An 18,060-nucleotide genomic window follows, 5' to 3' on the forward strand; every position below is an offset into this window, starting at 1 on the left:
CCTCAACTGCCTCAACCTGAGTTGAGCTGCCTCTACTTGTAAAGAAATAGCGTCGAGCGTGTCACCGCGGACCCCACCCGGCCCTTCGGGCCACCCTCCCTCAAGGGGGAGGGATATCCGAGCTACTCGAACACGATGTTCGGCACCGCCGCTTCGGCCGCGCCGCGTTCTTCGTTGACCCGGTCCCAGACCTTCGAAGCAATATCGCGGTAAATCTTCGCCTCGGGGCCGTCGGGCTTCGACGCCACCACGGGCGAGCCTTCATCAGAACTTTCGCGAATGCCCATTTCCAGCGGCACTTCGCCGAGGAAGGTTACGCCGAGCCGCTCGGCCTCGCGCCGCGCCCCGCCATGGCCAAAGATGTCGTAGCGCTTGCCGGTATCGGGTGCTATGAAATAGCTCATGTTCTCGACGATGCCGAGCAGCGGCACGTCGACCTTCTTGAACATATTCAATCCCTTGCGGGCGTCGATCAGCGCCAGGTCCTGCGGCGTCGAGACGATGACGGCGCCGGCCAGGGGCACCTGCTGGGCCATAGTCAGCTGCGCGTCGCCGGTGCCGGGCGGCATGTCGACGACGAGCACGTCGAGGCGGCCCCATTCGACCTCGCGCAGCATCTGCGTCAGCGCCGACATCACCATCGGACCGCGCCAGATCATCGGCGTCTCCTCGTCGACGAGGAAGCCCATCGACATCACCTTAAGGCCGTAATTCTCCATCGGTTTCAGGATCTTGCCGTCGACGGTCTGCGGCCGGCCATGGATGTTGAGCAGCCTGGGCATGGACGGCCCATAAATATCGGCATCGAGCACGCCGACACGCAAACCGTTGGCGGCGAGGCCAAGCGCGATGTTGACAGCGGTGGTCGACTTGCCGACGCCGCCCTTGCCGGACGCCACCGCGATGATCGCCTCGATGCCGGGCACGCCGCGCTTGCCCGAGCTTTGCGAGGCCGGGGCGTGCGGGGCTGGAGAGTGTGGAGCCGGGCGCGGCGCGGCTGGCGCAGCCGGCGGTGCGGGCCTGGGCGCGGGACGCGACGCAACCGGAGCCTCCATGCCGCCGCCCTTCTTCTCCGCCGTCAGCGCGACGACGGCGCCGGCGACACCAGGGATCGCCTTGACGACACGCTCGGCTGCGGCGCGCAGCGGCTCCATCTCCTGTGCGCGGGCGGCGGGAACGGTGATCGAGAAAAACACTTTCGAATCGGCGATGAAAATCTCCGAAACCATGCCGAGGTCGACGATGTTGCCGGTGAAGTCCGGCCCGTTGACCGTCTTCAGACGCTCGGTGACGATTTCCTTGGTGACGGACATGCATTATTCCCTAAGGCGTTTGGCTGCGGCTCAGATAGTGCAGATTGGCAGCGACTCCAAGCACCACGGTGTCCGCCTCACCTTGCCAGGCCAACCGCAAGGTAGGTGAGCGCCGAAATTGCAGCCGTGGCCGGCAAGGTGACGATCCAGGCGATGACGATGTTGCCGGCAATGCCCCAGCGCACGGCAGAGACGCGACGGGCAGCGCCGACACCGATGATGGCCCCGGTGATCGTATGGGTGGTCGACACGGGGACGCCAAGCCAGGTGGCGGCAAACAGGGTGATGGCGCCGCCGGTCTCGGCGCAGAAGCCCTGCATCGGGTTCAACCGGGTGATCTTCGAGCCCATCGTGTGGACGATGCGCCAGCCGCCGAACAAAGTGCCGAGCGCCAGTGCTGTCTGACAGGTGAGGACGACCCACAGCGGCACGTAGAACGTCCCGCCGAGCATACCTTGCGAATAGAGCAGCACGGCGATGATGCCCATGGTTTTCTGGGCGTCGTTGCCGCCGTGCCCTAGCGAATAAAGCGAGGCCGAAAAGAACTGCATGACGCGGAAGGTGCTGTCGACGGCGAACGGTGTCTGGCGCACGAACAGCCAGGAAACGGCCAGGATCAGGACCAGCGCCAGAACAAACCCTGTCGCCGGCGACACGACGATTGCGGCGACCGTCTTGCCAAGCCCGGTCCAGACTATGGCGCCGGGCCCAGCCTTTGCAACGCCGGCACCGACGAGCCCGCCGATCAGCGCATGCGAACTGCTGGACGGGATGCCGGCAATCCAGGTGACGATGTTCCAGACGATGGCGCCGACGAGCGCCGAGAAGATCACCGCCGGCGTGACGATGCTGACGTCGACGATACCTTTTCCCACGGTTTCAGCCACGTGAAGGCCGAAGAACATGAAGGCGATGAAATTGAAGAAAGCCGCCCACAGGACCGCATATTGCGGTCTCAGCACGCGGGTGGAGACGATGGTGGCGATGGAGTTCGCCGCATCGTGCAGGCCGTTTAGAAAATCGAAAAACAGCGCGACGGCGACAAGGCCGATCAGCACGGGAAAGGCGATGGTGGCTTCCATTGCCTAAACGTTCTCGATGACGATGCCGCTGATCTCGTTGGCGACGTCCTCAAAGCGGTCGACCACCTTCTCCAGCTGGCCGTAGATCTCCGAGCCGATCAGGTAGGCCATCGGATCGCTGCGGCCATGCCGCTTGAACAGGTCCTTCAATCCCTGCTCATGCAGATCGTCGGCGCGACTTTCGACGCGCATCACCTCTTCGGCGATGGCGTTGAGGCGCACCGTGTGCGTGCCGACCTTGCTGAGCAGCGGGATCGCCTCGGCAACCAGCCTGGAGGCGGCAACGATGACGCCGCCCATCTCCTGCATCAGCGGGTCGAATTCCTTCTTTTCGAACAGCTTCACCGTCTTGACGGTCTTGTGCATCATGTCGATGGCGTCATCCATCGACTGGATCAGGTCTTTGATGTCGCCGCGATCGAAAGGCGTGATGAAGGAGCGCCGCACCGCCAGCAGGACTTCGGCCGTGATATGATCGGCCTCGTCCTCGAGATCGATGATATTCTGGCACCAGCGATCGATGTCCTTGCCCTGCAGAAGCTGCTCCAGCGCCTCGGCGCCGCCGACCACGGTGCGGGAATGCCGTTCAAAGAGGTCGAAGAAGCGATCTTCGCGCGGCAAAAGCTTGCGGAACCAGCCCAGCATGTCCGATCTCCTCGTATTCCATCCAACCACATAGCGCCGTGTTCGGCCGGGGGAAACAGCCAGCCGGCCCAAAGATGTGGATGCATGGCCAATTGCGGGTAGAGCTTGCGGCGAAAGGCAATTTCTCCGACCTTGCGCGCAACGAACGGACGGATGGTATGATCGACAAGCTCGAATTCTTCATCGCGCTGGCCAAGGAGGAGCATTTCGGCCGGGCGGCGGAAGCGTGCGGCGTCACGCAGCCGACCTTGTCGGCCGGGATCAAGCAGCTGGAGGGCCAGCTCGGCGTCATGCTGGTCAATCGCGGTTCGCGCTTTCAGGGGCTGACGCCGGAAGGCAAGCAGGTGCTGGTGTGGGCGCGTCGCATCGTCGGCGACTCCAGGACCATGCGCGAAGAGATGCGGGCAGCGCGACATGGCCTGTCCGGGCGTATCCGTATTGCCGCCATCCCAACCGCCCTCGCCATGGTGGCGCGGCTTACGACGCCATTTCGCGAGAAGCATCCGGGCGTCACCTTCTCTATCCTGTCGCGCACCTCGATCGAGGTGTTGTCGCTGCTCGGCAATTTCGACGTCGATGCCGGCATCACCTATCTCGACAACGAGCCTCTCGGACGGGTGACCAGCGTGCCGCTCTATGACGAGCGCTACCAGCTGATCACGGCGGTCGGAAATCCCTATTCGGATCGCGACAAAGTGACATGGGCCGAAATCAGCCAGCTGCCGCTCTGCTTGTTGACGCCGGACATGCAGAACCGCCGCATCATCGACCAGCATCTGGCCGAGGCCGGCGTGCAGGTGCGGCCGACACTGGAATCCAACTCGATGATCGTGCTGTTCTCCCACATACGGACAGGCAAATGGTCGTCGATCATGCCGCTCAACCTGGCGGAAACATTCGGTTTTTCCGAACCGATCCGGGCCATTCCGATCGTCGAACCGGATGCCAGCCACACTGTCGGGCTGGTCGCCGCTCCGCGCGAACCGCACACCCCGTTGGTGCAGGCGCTGCTGGACGAGGCGATGGCGCTGGCAGACGATTTCCGCGCCAATCGCTGAGCTAGTCATAACTGGTCAATCGGCGCGATAGAAATTTTCTATCGTGCAACGAAACCGCTTTATTGATTTCAGAGGTTTTCTCTGATTTCTTAAGCACTTAGCGATAAGCGGCGTAGGCATGTCGTTGTTCCAAAACCGCTTCATGCCTTTGGACGATATATGCATCGATCGCTATGATAGGGAGGGCGCTGCGTGACGATGCAGCCAGCAAGTACCGAGATACAGTCGCGCACGGCGGCGATCATCCAGGAGTTGAAGGGCCTCGAAGGCCCGCTGCTGCCGATCCTGCACGAGATCCAGGAAGAATTTGGCCACGTGCCGCAGGACGCCGTGCCCGTCATCGCGGATGGGCTGAACCTGTCGAGGGCCGAGGTGCACGGCGTTGTGACCTTCTATCATGATTTCCGTGCCCGGCCGGCCGGCCGGCACGTGCTCAAGCTCTGCCAGGCGGAAGCCTGCCAGTCGATGGGTTCGGATGAGATCGCCGCAAAGGTCAAGCAGTTGCTCGGCATCGATTTCCATGAGACCACCCGCGACGGATCGGTTACACTTGAGCCCGTCTATTGCCTCGGGCTGTGCGCCTGTTCACCGTCGGCGATGCTGGATGGCGAGGTGATCGGGCGGCTCGATGACGAGAAGATCGAAGAGATCGTCGCGGAGGTACGCTCATGATCCCGCGCATCTACATTCCAGGTGACTCCGGCGCGCTGGCGCTCGGCGCCGAAAAGGTCGCCAAGGCTGTTCGTGCGGAACTGGCTGAACGGGGCGTCGAGGCCAAGATCGTCCGCAACGGCTCGCGCGGCGCCTATTTCCTCGAACCGATGGTCGAGGTCGCGACCGAAAAGGGCCGCGTCGCTTACGGGCCGGTCAAGCCCTCAGACGTCAAGAGCCTGTTCGACAGCGGCTTTCTGACCGGCGGGCATCACAAGCGCTGGCTGGGCGCGCCCGACAAAATCCCGTTCCTCGCCAAGCAGACGCGCCTGACCTTCGCGCGTTGCGGCATCAACGACCCGCTATCGCTCGACGCCTACAAGTCACTGGGCGGGCTCAAGGGCCTGCAGAACGCGGTGGCCATGGCGCCGCTCGACATCGTCAAACAGGTCACGGAATCGGGCTTGCGCGGCCGCGGCGGCGCCGGCTTCCCGACCGGCATCAAGTGGAAGACGGTGCTCGATACGACATCTGACCGCAAATACATCGTCTGCAATGCCGACGAGGGCGACAGCGCTACCTTTGCCGACCGCATGATCATGGAGGGCGACCCCTTCGTGCTCATCGAAGGCATGACGATTGCCGGCATCGCCGCCGGCGCGACCAAGGGGTTCGTCTATATCCGCTCGGAATATCCGCATGCGGTGGCTGTCATGAACAAGGCTGTCGAGGTCGCCCGCAAGGCAGGCGTGCTCGGCGTCAGCGTGCTGGGTTCGCCCAACGCCTTCGACATGGAAATCCGCGTCGGCGCCGGCGCCTATGTCTGCGGCGAGGAAACTTCGCTGCTGAACAGCCTTGAAGGCAAGCGCGGCGTGGTGCGCGCCAAGCCACCGCTGCCGGCAATCCAGGGTCTGTTCGGCAAGCCGACGGTGATCAACAACGTCATCAGCCTAGCCTCCGTGCCCATCATCATGGACAAGGGTGCTGCCTTCTACAAGGATTTCGGCATGGGCCGCTCGCGCGGCACGATCCCGATACAGATCGCCGGCAACGTCAAGTTCGGCGGCCTGTTCGAGGCGGCGTTCGGCATGACGCTGGGCGAGATCGTCGACGAGATCGGCGGCGGTACGGCCACTGGTCGCCCGGTGAAGGCGGTGCAGGTCGGCGGCCCGCTCGGCGCCTATTTCCCGCGCGGCCTGTTCGACACGCCGTTCGACTACGAAGAGTTCGCGAAGCGCGACGGACTGATCGGTCATGCCGGCATCACCGTGTTCGACGACACGGCCGACATGCTGAAGCAGGCGCGCTTTGCCATGGAGTTCTGCGCCATCGAAAGCTGCGGCAAGTGCACGCCCTGCCGCATCGGCTCGATACGCGGGGTGGAGACCATCGACCGGCTTGCCGCCGGCATCGAGCCGGAGAAGAACCTGGCACTGGTCACCGATCTCTGCAACACGATGAAGTTCGGATCGCTCTGCGCGCTGGGCGGCTTCACGCCCTATCCGGTGATGAGCTCGATCACCCATTTCCCCGAAGATTTCAAGCCCGCGCCGGCGCGCGTGGCTGCTGAATAGGTGCTGGCAGATGAATATCAAGGCCGACTTCCCGACACTCATCGAAGAACTCGATTACGGAACCCCGGAATCGAAGGCGCAAAAGCAGGTTACGCTGATCGTCGACGGCCGCAGCATCAGCGTGCCGGAGGGTACGTCGATCATGCGCGCGGCGATGGAAGGCGGGGTCGAGATCCCAAAACTCTGTGCCACGGACATGCTGGACTCGTTCGGCTCCTGCCGCGTCTGCCTGGTCGAGATCGACGGGCGCGGCGGCACGCCGGCATCCTGCACGACGCCCGTCGGCGAAGGCATGGTGGTGCGCACGCAATCCGAGCGGCTCGACGCCATCCGCCGCGGTGTCATGGAGCTTTACGTCTCCGACCACCCGACCGGCTGGAACGAGAAGGCCGGTACCGGGGCCAGCGAGTTCGACGTTGTGGCGAAGTCTGTCGGCCTGACCGAGAACCGCTTCGGCATCGAGGGCCGCAACCACGTCAAGCAGGAAAACGGCGTCGCGCCCGGCCATGGCTCGCTGGCGGTCGACTACATCGCCCGCGATGAGTCCAACCCCTATTTCACCTATGATCCGGCGCAATGTATCGTGTGCTCGCGCTGCGTGCGGGCCTGCGAAGAGGTGCAAGGCACCTTCGCGCTGACGATCGAGGGCCGCGGTTTCGAATCGCGCATGGTCGCCGGCATGCACGAGGATTTTATCGCCTCCGAATGCGTATCCTGCGGCGCCTGCGTGCAGGCCTGTCCGACCGATGCGCTGCGTGAAAAGACCGTGCTTGAGAAAGGCATGCCCGAGCGTTCCGCTGTCACCACCTGCGCCTATTGCGGCGTCGGCTGCTCGTTCAAGGCAGAAGTGAAGGACGACGAAGTCATTCGCATGATGCCCTACAAGGACGGCAAGGCGAACCACGGCCACTCCTGCGTGAAGGGCCGTTTCGCCTATGGCTATGCCACCCACAAGGACCGCATCCTGTCGCCTATGATCCGGGAAAAGGTCAGCGATCCCTGGCGCGAAGTGAGTTGGGAAGAGGCCATCGCCCATACGGCCAAGGAATTCCGCCGTATCCAGTATCAATACGGCCGCACCTCGATCGGCGGTATCACGTCCTCGCGCTGCACGAATGAAGAGACCTATCTGGTGCAGAAGCTGGTGCGCCAAGGCTTCCGCAACAACAATGTCGACACCTGCGCCCGCGTCTGCCACTCGCCGACCGGCTACGGCCTCGGCCAGACCTATGGCACCTCGGCCGGCACGCAGGATTTCGATTCCGTCGACTTCACCGATGTCGCCGTCATCATCGGCGCCAATCCGGCTTCCGCCCACCCGGTGTTCGCCTCGCGGCTGAAGAAGCGGCTGCGCCAGGGCGCCAAGCTGATCGTGCTCGATCCGCGCCGCACCGAAATGGTCAAGTCGGCGCATATCGAGGCCGACTATCACCTGCCGCTGAAGCCGGGCACCAACGTGGCGGTGCTGACGGCGCTGGCGCATGTCATCGTTACCGAAGGGCTTTTCGACGAAGCCTTCATCCGCGATCGCTGCGACTGGGCGGAGTTCCAGGATTGGGCTTCTTTCGTCGCCTTGCCGGAAAACAGCCCCGAAATCGTGGGCAAGCTGTCCGGCGTCGATCCCGAACTGATCCGAGGTGCTGCACGGCTCTATGCCAAGGGCGGCAATGGCGCGATTTATTACGGCCTCGGCGTGACCGAACACAGCCAGGGTTCGACCACGGTTATGGCTATCGCCAACCTTGCCATGGCGACCGGCAATATCGGCCGCCCGGGCGTCGGGGTGAATCCGCTGCGCGGCCAGAACAACGTGCAGGGTTCCTGCGACATGGGCTCGTTCCCGCATGAACTGCCGGGCTACCGCCACATCTCCGGCGAGGCGGTGCGCGACATCTATGAGACGTTGTGGGGGGTGAAGCTCGACGACGAACCGGGCCTGCGCATCCCAAACATGCTGGATGCCGCCGTCGACGGATCCTTCAAGGGCATCTACATCCAGGGCGAGGACATCCTGCAATCCGACCCTGATACCAAGCATGTCGCGGCCGGCCTGGCGGCGATGGAATGCGTCGTCGTGCACGACCTGTTCCTCAACGAGACAGCTAACTACGCGCATGTCTTCCTGCCGGGCTCGACCTTCCTGGAAAAGGACGGCACCTTCACCAATGCCGAGCGCCGCATCAACATGGTGCGCAAGGTGCTGGAGCCGAAGGCGCGCTATGCCGACTGGGAAGCGACACAGGAGCTTGCCCGTGCGATCGGGCTGGACTGGAACTATCAGCATCCCTCCGAGATCATGGACGAGGTTGCAAAAACGACGCCGAGCTTCGCCGGCGTGTCCTTCGAGCTGCTCGACCGTGTCGGATCCGTGCAATGGCCCTGCAACGAGAAGGCGCCGCTCGGCACACCGATCATGCATATGGATGGCTTCGTGCGTGGCAAGGGCAAGTTCATCCGCACTGAATATGTCGCGACCGACGAGCGGACCGGGCCGCGTTTCCCGTTGCTGCTGACCACCGGCCGCATTCTCAGCCAGTACAATGTCGGTGCACAGACAAGGCGCACCGAAAACGTCATGTGGCACTCGGAAGATCGGTTGGAGATCCATCCGCACGACGCCGAGAACCGCGGCCTGCGCGATGGCGACTGGGTGCGGCTGACCAGCCGTTCGGGCGAGACGACGCTGCGTGCGCTGATCACCGACCGGGTGGCGCCGGGCGTGGTCTACACCACCTTCCACCATCCGGACACGCAGGCCAACGTCATCACCACCGACTTCTCCGACTGGGCGACCAATTGTCCGGAGTACAAGGTGACCGCAGTGCAGGTCGGCGCGTCGAACGGACCTTCGGACTGGCAGCGCGACTATAACGAGCAGGCCGAGCAGAGCCGCCGCATCGCAAAGCTGGAAGCGGCGGAGTAGTCTTGCCACGTCGTTCGACAATAAGAGCTTCAATCTTGACGGTTGGTCGACCCCTACTCCGTCAGGAAGGACGCGAGCTTATGCCGCCGGGCGCCTTTCTTCTCCCTCCGGAGGGGGGAGAGGTGGCGCCGCGAAGCGGCGACGGAGTGGGGGAAGCCGGCCCCGCAACACGCAGCCGTCGAAAGTCGCGCACAACCCAAAGAGCAGGCAAACCGGCCTATCTGGCGAGCAGTCGACCCCCACTCCGTCAAGCTTCGCTTGACACCTCTCCCCCGGTCGACGGGGGAGAGGAAAGGCGCGAGCCTCCACAGCTACTGCTAAGGACGGACGCAGAGGGGCGCGCCTCGTGACCCGAAAACGCCAAGCCACCACCCAAATCTCTCGCCTTGCCCACCGCGCCAGCGGCACGACATCGGCCAACCGCATGGTGCCGGAGGAGACGCCGGTGGCGTTCTCCTTTGCCGGCACCACCCATGCGGTGATGATGGCGAGCCCGGCCGATTTCGAGGATTTCGCGCTCGGCTTCTCTCTGACCGAAGGCATCATAGCCTTGCCTGACGAAATCGATGCGATCGAGGTCGGGGACCATGGCGCCGGCATCGATATCCAGATCCGGCTGAAGGACCAGGCCAATACGCGCTTCGAGACGCGGCGCCGGCGCTTGGCCGGGCCGGTTGGCTGCGGGCTGTGCGGCATCGAATCGATCGAGGAAGCGATGCGCTCGGTCGACAAGGTTGGTGCGTCCAAGCTTACGCTTGAAGCCGACGATATCACCCGTTCGGTAAAGCTTTTGTCCAAGGTGCAGCCTCTGCATTCAGAAACCGGCGCCGTGCACGCAGCGGGCTTCTACATTCCCGGCAAAGGCATCGTCATGGCGCGCGAGGATGTCGGCCGGCACAATGCGCTGGACAAACTGGCCGGCGCGCTGGCCAAGGCCGGCATTGACGGTGCATCGGGCGCGGTGGTGGTGACATCACGCGTCTCAGTGGAGATGGTGCAGAAAACGGCGGCGATCGGCTCCGCCTTCATCATCGCCGTGTCGGCGCCGACAGCCCTTGCCATCCGCACCGCCGAAGAGGCCGGCATGACGCTGGTGGCGCTGGTGCGCGGCGACGATTTCGATGTTTTCACCCACCCGGAACGGGTGGTCTTGGGAGTTGCCCAGCATGTCACATGACGAAGAACACATCACGAGCACCGGGGAAAAGCTGGTGCGCATGGCCAACCAGATCGCCGCCTTCTTCCATTCAAGGCCCCGCGAGGAAGGTGTGGCGGGCGTGGCCGAGCACATCAACAAGTTCTGGGAGCCCAGGATGCGCCGGCAGTTCTTCGAGATGCTGGACAGCGGCGGCGAAGGTTTTGACGAACTCGTCGTCGTGGCCTCGGCCAGAATCAAGCGGCCGAAGACCGAGGAGCAGGCCGATGTGAGCATCGGCTACGTCCAACCCACGGGTGCAGAGAGCGCCGCTCCCCAGAAATAGCCTCCCCCAGAAATGGCGGGCGAACACGGCTCGCCGCGGGCTATATTCCTGTCTTCTAAAGTTTGGCTGCCGCATCCGCCGGGCGTCTGCTATGGTCGGCGATCAGAAATCGTCTGGCCGGGCGGGATAGCAACGTGAGGCCGATCGAGACGCGATATGCCCTCAGCGGCGACGTGCGGATCGCCTATCAGGTGGTCGGCCAGGGATCGTTCGACCTGGTTTTCGTGCCCGGCTTCATCTCCAATCTCGACCTGCATTGGGAAGACGAGGGCTACGCCAGGCTCTTGAAACGGCTCTCGGCGTTCTCGCGGCTGATCCTGTTCGACAAGCGCGGCACCGGCCTCTCCGACCGCGTCGACCCACGCCACCTGCCCAGCCTCGAAACCCGCATGGACGATGTGCGCGCGGTGATGGATGCCACCGGCAGCGGCCGCGCGGCCTTGCTCGGCGCTTCGGAAGGCGCGCCGATGGCAATGTTGTTTGCCGCCACCTATCCGGAACGGACACGAGCGCTGGCGCTCTATGGCGGTTATGCGCATTTCCACAAATGGGTGATGTCGCCGGAGCGCCTCGAGGCCTTCATCGCGACGGCCGGCACGGAATGGGGCACGGGCGCCACACTGCCCAACTTCGCTCCCGGCCGGGTAGATGATGCGCATTTCACCCAGTGGTGGGCACGCTTCGAACGGCTGTCGGCCAGTCCGACGGCAGCGGCCGCACTTGCCCGGATGAATGCCGGCATCGACGTGCGCGGCGTGCTTTCGGCGATCAGCGCACCGACGCTGCTCATCCATCGCCGCGACGACGCGCGCGTCGACCCCGACGCCAGCCGCTTCCTGGCGAAAAACATCTCGAATGCGCGATTGGTCGAGGTCCCCGGGCGCGACCACCCGATCTGGACCGGCGATGTCGACCGGGTGGCCGACCTGATCGAGGAATTCCTGACTGGCGAGCGTGCCGTGGCCGAAGCGGAGCGCGTGCTTGCCGCTCTTCTGGCGACACGCATCTACGACACGGCGCGGGTTGGCGACCGCATGTGGAGCGAACGTAGCGAGCGCTTCCAGGAGAGCTGGCGGCAGCTGGTCGGCCGTCATGGCGGACGCGTCGCCGGCATCCATGGCGAATTGATGATCTCGCGCTTCGACGGGCCGGCGCGGGCCATACGCTGCGCGGCGGCACTGCGCGATGCGGCGCAACATATGGGCATTGCAAGCGCCCAGGGCGCCCATGTCGGTGAGGTCGAAATGCGCGGGCCGCCGGTGGGGCTGATGGCACGGGTGACGATGCAGATCGCCGCCCATGCCGGGCGCGGCGATATTCTGGCGTCGCGGCTGGCCGCCGATCTGGCGGCGGGGTCCGGCTTGCGTTTCATCGATGCCGGGCGTGTCACGGTGGATGAGCTGGACGAGCCGCTGGCGCTGGTCCAGGCGACGTCGGAACAGCACCTGGAGCCGGCCTGCCGCCCCAAGGCGAAACCCGCCGAGCCGGCTCAACTGACGGCGCGCGAAAGCGAGGTGGTGATCCTGATCGCCGACGGCAAGAGCAATGCCGCGATCGCCGCCGAGCTGAGGCTCAGCGAGCATACGGTCAAGCGTCATGTCGCCAACATATTGCTGAAGCTCGATTTGCCGTCACGGGCGGCGGCAGCGGCATTTTCCGCCAGGCAGGCTGGCCCGGACGGGCCATAGGGACCATGGCGCTTTCGGGCGAAGCGGCCAGGTGGGGTCGAGGTGTACCAATTCTCTCCATGCAGGCCAGGCGGATGTCGCCGGGAAAGGCACTGCGGATGGAGGATGCAATGCTGAAGTCAAACAGGTCGATCAAATCGCTGGTGATAGCGGCAGGCGTTGGCGCGCTGTTCACGATCGCTCCCGCCAAGGCCGAGGATGCCTCGGCGGCCGCCGCCTACAAGGACATCGAGGCGACGCTCGGCTCGGTGCCGGACATGTTCAAGACGCTGCCGGATGTCGCGGTTGCCGGCGCCTGGGCCGAGATCAAGGGCGTGCAGCTCAACCCCAAGACCGCGCTCGACGGCAAGACCAAGGAACTGCTGGGGCTGGCCGTCGCCTCGCAGATCCCCTGCCAGTACTGCATCTATTTCCATACCGAGGCCGCCAAGCTCAATGACGCGACCGACGAGGAGATCAAGGAGGCGATCGCGATGGCGGCCATCGTGCGCCACTGGTCGACGATGCTCAACGGCAGCCAGGTCGATTTCGCGACCTTCAAACAGCAGACCGACGGCGTGTTCGCAGCCGTCAAAGCCAAGTCGCAGTGAAAGAAAATGCCCGGCGGTGCGCCGGGCAGTGCTTGTGATCATCAACCGCCCGATCGACGGGCCATGGAGGAAAAAATGCTGACCAAGGCGCAAAACGTGGACGGCGCGGCGATCAAGAAAGCGATCGAAGGACGGGACGGCAGGATGCTGGCGAGTTTTTACGCCGACGACGCGCTGGTGCGGGTGATCGACCGCAACAATCCGCCGAGCAAGCCGCGCGAGATCCGCGGCCGGGCGGCGATCAGCACGTTCTGGGACGACATCTGCAGCCGGGCAATGACCCACAAGGTCGACACCACCATCGCCGATGGCGACAATCTCGCCTTCACCCAGGCCTGCGCCTATCCGGACGGAACGAAAGTGTTCTGCGCGGCGATGCTGGAGCTGAAGAATGGGCGGATTGCACGACAGACCGTCGTGCAGGCCTGGGACGAGTAGTTCCACCGCGGAAAGATCAACCGCGGTTTGGGCCGCAAAACTGGAGGAGACAAAAATGTTCAGCGCCAGATGGCAGATCGACGCCAAGTTCGGGCACAAGCAGACCGTGCTCGACTTGTTGAAGAAATGGGAACGCGAGATCGGCTCTCAGGTCGGCATTGCCGATCTCGAGTTCCAGATCATGACCGGTTCGGTCGGAGCTCGGGAAGCGACGGTCGAATCGCATCATCAGGTCGAAAGCCTTGCCCAGCTGGAGGGATTCTTCGCCAGGATCGGCAAGATCGACGCGCACGCCAAATGGGGCAAGGAGATGGAGCCCTACGTCGTTTCAGGCACCAGCCTTTGGAACATCTACCGCATCGTGGAGTAGCGGTGGCAGGTGCAGCAGTTTTCGGCCATCAGTTGCGGCGGCCGAAACTCGTCCGCTGCCCGGAAAACCGCCCTTCCCTGGCCAATCCGGCAGCCGCGACACGTGCCGGCTGATTGGGCAATGTGGCCTGCTTGGCCAGGGCCGCCGCTATCAAGGCGTCGGCCTGGCGCGCGCGCTGGTCCGCGCCGGCATCTCCGGCAGGGTTGCCCGCCACGGCGGAGGTCGACATCCGCCGGCGGGGTTTGAAAGCAAGATAGAGAAGCAACGCGCCGAGCAGTCCAGCCCCAATGACGATCGTCAAACGCGTGCCGGTCATGCCGGTGCGTTCGATCTGGGTGGGGTTGGCGGGGTTCTGGACGACGGTGAGCTTGTCGCCGACCTGCGGTTCGCGGGCACCGTTCTTGTTCAGCTCCATCGTGGCCTCGACGGCGTCGGCGCCGGTGCCGACGCGCAAGGTGCCGGTGAATTTCTGGGTCACCTTCCACTCTTTGTCAGCATGAACCGTCTTGAACGCATCCACCAGTTCGCACGGGATCGTGGCGGTGCTGACGGTCTTGTAGACAATCTTGTGGGCGGTCGATTCCATGTCGCATTCGACATTGACCGCGAGGATTTCAGCAGGCGCCTCGGGCCAGCCGCTCTTCTTGATCATGTCCTTGCCGCCGAACACAGCGATCAGCAGACAGAAGCCGCCAATGAGTACCAGCTTGATCTTGGTCGTGTTCATGCGCAAACCCCTCGCCGCGCGGTTTCCCGGCAAGAGGCTGCTCGTTCAGGTTGAATATTCAGTAAATCGTGAACTCCCGCCGTACCGCAAAACTAACTCTCGCTTAATGTACAGAAAACGGGTTGGCGAATATTTTAGAGATATTGGCGGCCTCTACCCATGCGCCACCATCACATGACGAACGGCGGTATAATCCTCCAGCGCATAGAGAGACATGTCCTTGCCGTAGCCAGACTGCTTCAGCCCGCCATGCGGCATCTCGTTGGTCAGCATGAAATGGGTGTTGATCCAGGTGCAGCCATATTGCAGACGGGCGGCCGTCGCCATGGCGCGCGAGACGTTCTTGGTCCACACCGAGGATGCCAGGCCGTAGTCGCTGTCATTGGCCCAGTTCACGGCTTCATCGACTTCGGAGAAGCGGGTGATGGAGACGACCGGACCGAACACTTCGCGGCGCACGATCTCGTCTTCCTGCAGCGCGCCGGCAACCACCGTCGGCTGGTAATAGAAGCCGGAGCCTTCGCCCGGCTTGCCGCCGGTGGTGATCTCGATGTGCTTCAGTTCCGAAGCGCGCTCGACGAAGCTCGAGACGCGATCGCGCTGGCGGCGCGAGATCAGCGGCCCGATCTCATTTTCGGTGTCGTCGGGCTGGTTGTATTTGATGGTCGAGACGGCAGATGAGAGATCGGCGACGAGCTTGTCGTAGATCTTCTTGCCGGCATAGATGCGGCAAGCGGCTGTACAATCCTGCCCGGCATTGTAGTAGCCGAAACCGCGCAGGCCGTTGACCACGGCGCCGAGGTCGGCGTCGTCGAAAACGATGACCGGCGCCTTGCCGCCGAGTTCCAGATGCGTGCGCTTGACCGACTTGGCGGCGGCCTGCAGCACCTTCTTGCCCGTCGCGACGTCGCCGGTGATCGAAATCATGTTGACCTTGGCGTGATTAATCAGCGTGTTGCCGACGCTGTCGCCGCGGCCGAGCACGACATTGACGACGCCCTCGGGCAGCACCTCGGCCAGGATCCTGGCCAGCTTCAACGCCGTCAGCGGCGTCTGCTCCGACGGCTTGAAGACGACAGTGTTGCCGCCGGCAATGGCCGGCGCCAGCTTCCAGGCCATCATCATCAGTGGATAGTTCCACGGCGCGATGGAAGCGACAATGCCGATCGGATCGCGCCGCACCATCGAGGTGTGGCCGGGAATGTATTCGCCGGCGACCACGCCCGGCATCGAACGCACAGCGCCGGCAAAGAAACGATAGCAGTCGACGATCGCCGGGATCTCGTCATTGAGCACGGCGTTGATCGGCTTGCCGCAATTCAGCGCCTCGAGCGCCGCGAACTCCCGCGCGTTGGCCTCGATGCGGTCGGCGATCTTGAGAAGATAGCCGGAGCGCTGCGCCGGCGTTGTGCGTGACCACAAGACGAATGCTCGCCCGGCGGCAGTAACAGCCGCCTCGATCTGCGCCTGGTTTGCTTCAGGCAGGTTGAGAATGGTCGCCCCGGTCTTTGGATTCAGAATCGGCTCCTCGGTCTCGGTGCCGTTCTCGAATTTCGAGCCGATCAGCATCTGGGTGTCCATGCAGGTTCTCCTCGGTCAGGAGCGAGTAGCGAATAGCGGGTAGCGAATAGGGCTGGTCGTGCAATCTCCCCTATTCGCTATTCGCTACTCCCTATTCGCTGTTCTTCATTTGCCCGAACCGGCGATCTGGTCGCCGTCGCGGGTCAGGTAATAGGCGGCAAGGATGGGCAGCAGCGTCACCAGCACCACGACCATGGCGACGACATTGGTGACCGGACGCTGGCGTGGGCGGATCAGCTCTTCCAGCATCCAGATCGGCACGGTCTGCTGCTGGCCGGCGGTGAAGGTGGTGACGATGACCTCGTCGAAGGAGAGCGCGAAGGCGAGCATCCCCCCGGCAAGCAGAGCGGTGGCGATGTTGGGCAGCACGACGTGCCGGAAGGTCTGGAAGCCGTCGGCGCCGAGATCCATCGAGGCCTCGATCATTGAGCCGGAAGTGCGGCGGAAACGGGCGACCGCATTGTTGTAGACGACGACAACGCAGAAGGTGGCGTGGCCGAGCACGATCGTCCAGAACGAGAACGGGATGTCGGCTAGCGAGAAGGCCGAGCGCAACGCGATGCCGGTGATGATGCCGGGCAGCGCGATCGGCAGGATGACGAGCAGCGAGATCGTCTCGCGGCCGAAGAATTTCGTCCGTGACACGGCGGCGGCGCACAGCGTGCCCAGCATCAAGGCAATCGCGGTCGAGATGGCGGCGACACGGACCGAAAGCGACAGCGCCTGCCAGACATCCGGCCGGTTCCAGGTGACGGCGAACCATTGTGTGGTCAGCCCCGGCGGCGGCCAGACGAAGCTCTTCTCTTCCGTGGTGAAGGCGTAGACGAAGATCAACAAGATCGGCAGATGCAGGAACAGCAGGCCGCAGGCGGCAGCGATCTTGAGGCCGAGCGGAGCGGATTGCGAACCGTCAGAGCGCATCGAAGGCCCCCATGCGCTTGGCGCCCCAGAGATAGAAACCCATGATGACGATGGGCACGACGGTGAAGGCTGCGGCGAGCGGGATGTTGCCGGCTGTGCCTTGCTGCGAATAGACGGCCTGCCCGATGAACAGCCGCGATGTGCCGATGATCTGTGGGATGATGTAGTCGCCCAGCGTCAGCGAGAAGGTGAAGATCGAGCCGGCGACGATGCCGGGCAGCGCCAGCGGGAACAGCACGTTGCGGAAGGTCTGGCCCGGCGATGCGCCGAGATCGGAGGACGCCTCGACCAGATTGCCGGGCACGCGCTCCAATGCCGCCTGCACCGGCAGGATCATGAACGGCAGCCAGACATAGACGAAAGCGATGAAGGTGCCGGTGGCGGAGACCGACAAAGAGTTGCCGCCGACGACCGGCAGCGACAGCCAGCCATCGAGCACCCAGAGCAGATGCAATTTGGCTAGCAGCCAGGTCAAAATGCCTTCCTTGGCGAGGATCAGCTTCCAGGCGTAGATCTTGACGAGGTAACTCGACCATAGCGGCAGCATGATTCCGAGATAAAACAGCGCCTTCCACCGGCCGCGGGCATAGCGCGCCGCGTAATAGGCAATGGGGAAGGCGATGACGGCGGAGGCCAGCGTGACCAGAACCGCCATCGTCACCGTGCGCAGTATGATGTCGAGATTGGCGGGCTGGAACAGGTCGCCATAGGTCTTCAGCGTGAATTCGTGGTTGATGAGGCCGGAGAACTCGTCGATCGAAAAAAAGCTCTGCGCCAGAAGTGCGAACAACGAGCCGATATAGACAACGCCGAGCCATAGAACCGGCGGCAGCAGCATGAGGAACAGCAGCAGTTGCGGCTTGCGCCAGAAAAGGTCCGACAGTGCGCCGCGCATGCCACCGCTGCCGGGCAGGATGGCGGGGGCGGAGGTTGAGTTGAGCGCGGCGATGGTCATGGGGCGACCGCGTGCTGAAGGAACCCTGAGAAGCCGCGTTCCTTCACACCCCCCTCTGTCCTG

At 63.6% G+C, this 18,060-nt stretch carries 17 protein-coding genes; 10 read left to right on the forward strand and 7 right to left on the reverse strand.

Annotated features, from left to right (window positions below; translation table 11 throughout):
• Positions 1-122: 122 nt before the first annotated feature.
• From NKJ58_RS17635 to NKJ58_RS17645, 3 genes are all read right to left on the reverse strand, one after another.
• Complete coding sequence (locus NKJ58_RS17635) at positions 123-1,313, reverse strand: Mrp/NBP35 family ATP-binding protein (RefSeq protein WP_352518548.1); 1,191 nt, start codon at positions 1,311-1,313, stop codon at positions 123-125.
• 77 nt (positions 1,314-1,390) lie between these two features.
• Positions 1,391-2,395: an inorganic phosphate transporter gene (locus tag NKJ58_RS17640; protein ID WP_023688789.1), complete on the reverse strand. Its 1,005-nt coding sequence runs from the start codon at positions 2,393-2,395 to the stop codon at positions 1,391-1,393.
• Positions 2,396-2,398: 3 nt separating this feature from the next.
• Positions 2,399-3,040 carry a DUF47 family protein gene (locus tag NKJ58_RS17645; protein WP_352518549.1) on the reverse strand — a complete coding sequence of 214 codons (642 nt, stop codon included), beginning with the start codon at positions 3,038-3,040 and terminating at the stop codon, positions 2,399-2,401.
• Between the two features lie 158 nt (positions 3,041-3,198).
• On the opposite strand from NKJ58_RS17645, the gene NKJ58_RS17650 reads away from it, so the two are divergent.
• From NKJ58_RS17650 to NKJ58_RS17695, 10 genes are all read left to right on the forward strand, one after another.
• Positions 3,199-4,098, forward strand: coding sequence for a LysR family transcriptional regulator (locus NKJ58_RS17650; RefSeq protein ID WP_023688790.1), 900 nt, complete (start codon positions 3,199-3,201; stop codon positions 4,096-4,098).
• Between the two features lie 198 nt (positions 4,099-4,296).
• Positions 4,297-4,770, forward strand: a complete 474-nt coding sequence (locus tag NKJ58_RS17655; protein ID WP_031261903.1) for a formate dehydrogenase subunit gamma — start codon at positions 4,297-4,299, stop codon at positions 4,768-4,770.
• Positions 4,767-6,323: a formate dehydrogenase beta subunit gene (locus NKJ58_RS17660; RefSeq protein WP_352518550.1), complete on the forward strand. Its 1,557-nt coding sequence runs from the start codon at positions 4,767-4,769 to the stop codon at positions 6,321-6,323. The genes NKJ58_RS17655 and NKJ58_RS17660 overlap by 4 nt, the downstream gene beginning before the upstream one ends.
• A 10-nt stretch (positions 6,324-6,333) precedes the next feature.
• Positions 6,334-9,246: a formate dehydrogenase subunit alpha gene (fdhF, locus tag NKJ58_RS17665; RefSeq protein ID WP_352518551.1), complete on the forward strand. Its 2,913-nt coding sequence runs from the start codon at positions 6,334-6,336 to the stop codon at positions 9,244-9,246.
• Between the two features lie 346 nt (positions 9,247-9,592).
• Positions 9,593-10,423: a formate dehydrogenase accessory sulfurtransferase FdhD gene (gene fdhD / locus NKJ58_RS17670; RefSeq protein ID WP_023715596.1), complete on the forward strand. Its 831-nt coding sequence runs from the start codon at positions 9,593-9,595 to the stop codon at positions 10,421-10,423.
• Complete coding sequence (locus NKJ58_RS17675; RefSeq protein ID WP_023688796.1) at positions 10,413-10,727, forward strand: formate dehydrogenase subunit delta; 315 nt, start codon at positions 10,413-10,415, stop codon at positions 10,725-10,727. Before fdhD ends, NKJ58_RS17675 begins: the two co-directional genes overlap by 11 nt.
• A gap of 134 nt (positions 10,728-10,861) precedes the next feature.
• Complete coding sequence (locus tag NKJ58_RS17680) at positions 10,862-12,415, forward strand: alpha/beta fold hydrolase (protein WP_023715595.1); 1,554 nt, start codon at positions 10,862-10,864, stop codon at positions 12,413-12,415.
• Positions 12,416-12,525: 110 nt separating this feature from the next.
• Positions 12,526-13,005: a carboxymuconolactone decarboxylase family protein gene (locus NKJ58_RS17685; RefSeq protein ID WP_023715594.1), complete on the forward strand. Its 480-nt coding sequence runs from the start codon at positions 12,526-12,528 to the stop codon at positions 13,003-13,005.
• 75 nt (positions 13,006-13,080) lie between these two features.
• Complete coding sequence (locus NKJ58_RS17690) at positions 13,081-13,443, forward strand: nuclear transport factor 2 family protein (protein WP_023715593.1); 363 nt, start codon at positions 13,081-13,083, stop codon at positions 13,441-13,443.
• Positions 13,444-13,498: 55 nt separating this feature from the next.
• A complete protein-coding gene (locus NKJ58_RS17695; RefSeq protein WP_023738143.1) occupies positions 13,499-13,813 on the forward strand; it encodes a hypothetical protein in 315 nt (104 codons plus the stop codon).
• 28 nt (positions 13,814-13,841) lie between these two features.
• On the opposite strand, the gene NKJ58_RS17700 is transcribed toward NKJ58_RS17695, so the two are convergent.
• The 4 genes from NKJ58_RS17700 to NKJ58_RS17715 all read right to left on the reverse strand — a co-directional run bounded on the left by NKJ58_RS17700 (position 13,842) and on the right by NKJ58_RS17715 (position 17,997).
• Positions 13,842-14,540, reverse strand: a complete 699-nt coding sequence (locus NKJ58_RS17700) for a DUF3592 domain-containing protein (protein ID WP_023819543.1) — start codon at positions 14,538-14,540, stop codon at positions 13,842-13,844.
• A gap of 153 nt (positions 14,541-14,693) precedes the next feature.
• Positions 14,694-16,121, reverse strand: coding sequence for a gamma-aminobutyraldehyde dehydrogenase (locus tag NKJ58_RS17705; RefSeq protein WP_023819542.1), 1,428 nt, complete (start codon positions 16,119-16,121; stop codon positions 14,694-14,696).
• A gap of 105 nt (positions 16,122-16,226) precedes the next feature.
• Complete coding sequence (locus tag NKJ58_RS17710; protein WP_023819541.1) at positions 16,227-17,042, reverse strand: ABC transporter permease; 816 nt, start codon at positions 17,040-17,042, stop codon at positions 16,227-16,229.
• Positions 17,032-17,997 carry an ABC transporter permease gene (locus NKJ58_RS17715; RefSeq protein ID WP_023685099.1) on the reverse strand — a complete coding sequence of 322 codons (966 nt, stop codon included), beginning with the start codon at positions 17,995-17,997 and terminating at the stop codon, positions 17,032-17,034. The genes NKJ58_RS17710 and NKJ58_RS17715 overlap by 11 nt, the downstream gene beginning before the upstream one ends.
• Positions 17,998-18,060: the final 63 nt, after the last annotated feature.

Origin of the sequence: Mesorhizobium sp. M0139 (assembly GCF_040322455.1) — a bacterium.
In the GTDB taxonomy this organism is placed as follows: domain Bacteria; phylum Pseudomonadota; class Alphaproteobacteria; order Rhizobiales; family Rhizobiaceae; genus Mesorhizobium.

Excerpts from the sequence above, each read along its gene's own strand:
- fdhF (WP_352518551.1), top strand. The coding sequence starts at position 6,334 with ATGAATATCAAGGCCGACTTCCCGACACTCATCGAAGAACTCGATTAC.
- NKJ58_RS17690 (WP_023715593.1), top strand. The coding sequence starts at position 13,081 with ATGCTGACCAAGGCGCAAAACGTGGACGGCGCGGCGATCAAGAAAGCG.
- NKJ58_RS17705 (WP_023819542.1), bottom strand. The coding sequence starts at position 16,121 with ATGGACACCCAGATGCTGATCGGCTCGAAATTCGAGAACGGCACCGAG.
- NKJ58_RS17635 (WP_352518548.1), bottom strand. The coding sequence starts at position 1,313 with ATGTCCGTCACCAAGGAAATCGTCACCGAGCGTCTGAAGACGGTCAAC.
- NKJ58_RS17685 (WP_023715594.1), top strand. The coding sequence starts at position 12,526 with ATGCTGAAGTCAAACAGGTCGATCAAATCGCTGGTGATAGCGGCAGGC.
- NKJ58_RS17650 (WP_023688790.1), top strand. The coding sequence starts at position 3,199 with ATGATCGACAAGCTCGAATTCTTCATCGCGCTGGCCAAGGAGGAGCAT.
- NKJ58_RS17715 (WP_023685099.1), bottom strand. The coding sequence starts at position 17,997 with ATGACCATCGCCGCGCTCAACTCAACCTCCGCCCCCGCCATCCTGCCC.
- NKJ58_RS17645 (WP_352518549.1), bottom strand. The coding sequence starts at position 3,040 with ATGCTGGGCTGGTTCCGCAAGCTTTTGCCGCGCGAAGATCGCTTCTTC.
- NKJ58_RS17710 (WP_023819541.1), bottom strand. The coding sequence starts at position 17,042 with ATGCGCTCTGACGGTTCGCAATCCGCTCCGCTCGGCCTCAAGATCGCT.
- NKJ58_RS17675 (WP_023688796.1), top strand. The coding sequence starts at position 10,413 with ATGTCACATGACGAAGAACACATCACGAGCACCGGGGAAAAGCTGGTG.
- NKJ58_RS17700 (WP_023819543.1), bottom strand. The coding sequence starts at position 14,540 with ATGAACACGACCAAGATCAAGCTGGTACTCATTGGCGGCTTCTGTCTG.
- NKJ58_RS17660 (WP_352518550.1), top strand. The coding sequence starts at position 4,767 with ATGATCCCGCGCATCTACATTCCAGGTGACTCCGGCGCGCTGGCGCTC.
- NKJ58_RS17640 (WP_023688789.1), bottom strand. The coding sequence starts at position 2,395 with ATGGAAGCCACCATCGCCTTTCCCGTGCTGATCGGCCTTGTCGCCGTC.
- NKJ58_RS17655 (WP_031261903.1), top strand. The coding sequence starts at position 4,297 with ATGCAGCCAGCAAGTACCGAGATACAGTCGCGCACGGCGGCGATCATC.
- NKJ58_RS17695 (WP_023738143.1), top strand. The coding sequence starts at position 13,499 with ATGTTCAGCGCCAGATGGCAGATCGACGCCAAGTTCGGGCACAAGCAG.